Annotated in this window: 3 protein-coding genes; all 3 read right to left on the reverse strand. The window is 27.2% G+C overall.

Going from position 1 to position 4591, the window contains the following annotated elements; translation table 4 throughout:
• Positions 1-393 precede the first annotated feature (393 nt).
• The gene (locus TS70_RS05915; RefSeq protein ID WP_198049698.1) at positions 394-1515 is read right to left on the reverse strand and encodes a glycosyl hydrolase family 18 protein; all 1122 of its coding nucleotides are present in this window, start codon (positions 1513-1515) and stop codon (positions 394-396) included.
• Positions 1516-1708: 193 nt separating this feature from the next.
• Positions 1709-3028 (reverse strand): DEAD/DEAH box helicase, encoded by a 1320-nt coding sequence (locus TS70_RS05920; RefSeq protein ID WP_040093597.1) that lies wholly within the window; start codon positions 3026-3028, stop codon positions 1709-1711.
• A 270-nt stretch (positions 3029-3298) separates the two neighbouring features.
• Entirely contained in the window at positions 3299-4000 is a 702-nt protein-coding gene (locus tag TS70_RS05925) for a spiralin lipoprotein (protein WP_127092291.1), read from the reverse strand.
• Positions 4001-4591 lie beyond the last annotated feature (591 nt).

Genomic DNA, 4591 nt, shown 5'->3' on the forward strand with positions numbered 1-4591 from the left:
TTAACAGTATTAATAACAATATCTTTACCATACTTTTTCACTAACGACCGCAAAATTAAATACTGCTTTGTTTGCATAATTTCAACTCCTTATTTAAAATATTAATAAAATTTATTTTATAAAAATGTAAATACCACAAAAGTACAAAATGTGTGTGGTTTCTACAAAGTTGCTAAACCTCAACCCTATTGTAGCACTATTTTAAATTAATACTTGTTTTATTCTATTATTTTTATTTTTATCAAAATAGTTGCAAAATATTTAAATAAATTATCATATTATTTGCTCGTTTCTAAATCATCAATTGTTTAGAAAAAAATAAAAACTAATTAACATATCCTTCCAAGATCTTAATTAGTTTTAGCAAAAAAAGCCCTTAACTTAAAAATAAAACTAGTTTTTCCCTCATGTTAAACTTCATCAATTAGCAAAAGTTCAATTTAATGGATAATCAAAGTTAATTGCTCAAGTCATCAGACCACGAATCATAATATTATTTTTTGTTAATAAAACAAAAGCTTGATTAATTGCTGCTTTTGTCGCGGCGCCACGACCAGCTGGTTCACTTGTTGATGCACCAATTACTAATTTATCAGCATCAATTTGTAAAAAATTATTATACTGGCTTTGACCTGTTGTAATATATTTTATTAATAGATAATAAAATTCACCACGAAGTTCATTATTATCATTACTAATAACCATCCCCGGAGTTAGACACAATTCTTTCGCATCTTGTGAATCAACAAAAACGCCATCAGCTCAACCATTATAAAATTGCGGATGAATTCAATTATAGAATCCTGCTAAGACGGTCAGAAATATCTCATAAGACATTGCTGATGTTTTACATAGATTAGGAAATTCTGGGGCCATTGTAATATAAAATTCTTTCTTTTTTGTTGCTTGTCATTCTTGTTTAATTTCTTTTAAAGCAATAGCTGTTGTTTGTTTTGATTCGTTATCTTGTAAACATTCTCCTTCTCAATCAATATCAACCCCATCAAATTCATATTCATTAACAACACTTTTAAATGCTTTTTTTAAATCATCTTTTTGGTTTTGACGAAAACGCATACTATTCTCAGTTTGACCACCCATTGAAATCAAAACTTTATGGCCTTTTTCATGTTGTACTTTAATCCCCTTCTTTAAATTAACTGGATTTTGAGCAACAAAAGTTGGCATTTGATATGGTTGATCAGTATAAAGAAAGGATACAATAATTACATTATACCTTGCATCAATTTCTCATAATTCTGGCTTTTGTTGATTTGTGCCACCTCATTCGTATCAATAACCAATTAGTAAATTATCATTTTGTTCAGTACCTTCGTTATTAATCCGAAAATTAACTTTAACTTCCCCTTGATACATTGTTGAGTTCTTAATAGCTTGAATAATAAACGATTTATTAGTCACCGACCCTAATTTGATTTCAATCTCTTCTAAAATAAGATTCGGATTTGCTTTTTTTAAACTAGCAAAAATTGTTGTGGAATTGCTATTTGCCAAAATTCCTAAATCTTGGTTTTTGATAATTTTATTAAGAAAAATTATTTCATTTTGATAATCACCAGTATTTTTACAACCATATAATGTAATAGTTGTTGTGCTGCTTAAAATAATAATTTATTATTTTTTACAAATTAAAAATCAATCCACTATATATAAAAAAGAGGAGGATCCTCTTTGTTTTCATTAAAATTTAGTTAAATTTTGATTTGTTTTTTGAAAATTTCTTATTTTTTCTTTTGTTATTTTTTCCAAATTGTGGGGCATTACTCTTATTAAAGTTACCACGATCAGTTTTATAAGAATTATGATATTTACTATTATTATTTTTTTGTTTAGAATCTGCCTGTTTGTAATTCCCACCAAAATTTTTTGATTCTTTTGTTTTTTCTTTTAAATCATAGCCAGTAATATCAAATAGTTCAATTTTTTTCTTTTGATATTGTGCTAAATGTTTAATTTCATTTAAATCATTGCGATTAGAAACAATCGTTACTGCCACACCTGTCGCACCTGCGCGGGCTGTGCGACCAATGCGGTGAATATAACTTTCTCGTTCTGTTGGAATATCATAATTAAAAACATAATCAATTTGATCAATATCAATTCCCCGGGCAGCAACATCAGTTGCAACTAATACCGTTGCTTTTCCTTCTCGAAATGATCGCATTGCTTGCAATCGTTCACGTTGGCGCTTATCACCGTTAATAACGCAACTAGTAATTCCAATTGTTGCAAGCATTTTAGCAATTTTATCAGTAAAAGCTTTTGTATTAGAAAAAATAATGCTTCGTTTTGGTTGTAAATTCTTATATAAAGCAATTATCACATCTTCTTTACGATAAGAAATTGCATCAACATAATACTGGGTAATATTATTTTGTTCGGTAGCATTTTTTGTTACAACAATTTCAACAGGATTATTTTGATATTTATTAGCAATTTCTAGCACTTGTTTTGGCATTGTTGCTGAAAATAATAATGTTTGATATTTTTTAGGAGCATTCTCAAATACCTTATCAAGTTCGGTTTTAAAACCCATTTTTAGCATTTCATCTGCTTCATCTAAAACAATTGTTTTAATTGTGTTCAATCGTAATGTATTACGGTTAATATGATCAGCAATTCGTCCTGGTGTTCCAACAACAATGTTACTTTTTCGTAATGAATAAATTTGACGTTGTAAATGAGAACCACCACATAATAATGTTGCATTAACCCCTTCTAAATAAGTTGCAAATTTTCGAACCTGATCAATTACTTGCATTGCCAATTCTCTTGTTGGACATAAAATAATAGCTTGTGGCCGTTTTAATTGTGGGTCTAGTCTTTGCAAAATTGGTAAAAGAAAAGCTGCTGTTTTACCAGTTCCGGTATGACTCTTCCCAATAATATCTTGATTATTTAATACAACTGGAATAGCTTTCTCTTGGATTTCCGTTAAATTGGTATATCCCATCTTAGTAATCATTCGTTCTAAAGCTGGGGATAAATTTAGTGTATTAAAATTCATTTAGTCTCCTTTAAATAGTTAGTATAAAATAGTTTAGTTGTTTTTTAACATTACGCCTGTTGAATTCACATATTGGCATTATTTTGGATAACAGAATAAATTAAAGTTTAACAACCTAATAAGTATATCCTAAAATAACGAAAAAACCAAGCATTTTGGATTAGATGTTAGATTAAATTGCTTTTTAAAGTCTAACAAAAATTTAATGGATCTCTTATTTTGCAAATAAAAAACACTATTTTCTAATAGTGTTTCTGTTTGATTTAATTATTATTTTAGAGTAATTGTAAAATCAAATGTTCCTGAAATTTTGGTTGATCCTCCTGTTGCAGTAACAGTAATTTTAACAGCACCAGCTGCTTGATTAGCATCAGCAGTTTTATCACTTGTTAAAGTAAAATCTGTTGTTGCTTCTGTACTAAGAGTAGTTTTTGCTTGAATCCCAGCAATAACTGCCGTAATTAAACCTTGTTCTTTTAACAAATCAGAATATTTCTGACTTGTATTAGCTGTTAATTGTGGATCAACCACTGTTGTCCCTGTAATATCCTTTTTATCTACTGTTCCTTCTTTTGGCAAAGTTATTTTAATATATCCTGATGAATTAACAACAACTTTTTTACCTTTTGCGGCAGTAATTTTAACATAAACATCTGCTGTTCCTGTTTTTAAATTAACATTACTATATGCAGTCCCTTTGTTATCTTTAAAAACATCATATGTAAAATCATCTGCTTTTGCTGATTTAGCAATTCCTTGTACTGCTAATAATACATTTGCTGCTAAAGCTGTTTTAACTTCATCTTTTGTTACACTTTCTGGTTTAACCGCAGTTACTACTGATGGGGCAGTAATTGTTTTAACTTTTAATAAATCATTATCTGCAACATTTTTGTTATTACATGCAACTACTGATGTTGCACCAGTCGCCGTTAACCCGAAAGCTCCTAAGATTACTAATAATCGTTTCATTGTTTGTTTCCTTTCCTTGTTTTTTAAAAATATTAAATATTATTTTATATTTAATATTTTTTATTGTAAATTGTAAATGCAAGTGCAACAAATCTATTAATTAAATAATAACATAAAATAAAAAATATTTTTTGTAAAATTAACATAATTTAGTAAATTATGATATTATATCTCTATGTTAAAAAAGGAACTATTTTATGAAAAAAGAAATAATTGTACCAAATAATGTAAATAAAGAAGGAACTGAAATTAATTTTATTAAAAGAAACATAGAATATTATAGTAAAAATAAGTTTTAAGGATGAAATGGGAAATTTTAATTTTATTACTCAATCTGAAATAGATTTTTTCAAAGATTATTATTACTTGCATTGTAAATTAAACCAACCAACAAAAAATTTTGAAAATTATAAAGAAGATTGTTTTATAACATTATTTATTAACATAATTTCTAAAAATTCTAAAATAAAAACAAAAGAAGAACTATCTATTTTTTTGAAAAATAAGTTATCAAAACAAAGTTATAATTTTAATTGAATTTTAACAATTATTGGTTCTGAGTATTCTAATATTAGAAATAATATACTTATA

It is taken from the genome of Spiroplasma sp. hyd1 (assembly GCF_016082235.1).
GTDB classification, from domain to species: domain Bacteria; phylum Bacillota_I; class Bacilli_A; order Mycoplasmatales; family Mycoplasmataceae; genus Spiroplasma; species Spiroplasma poulsonii.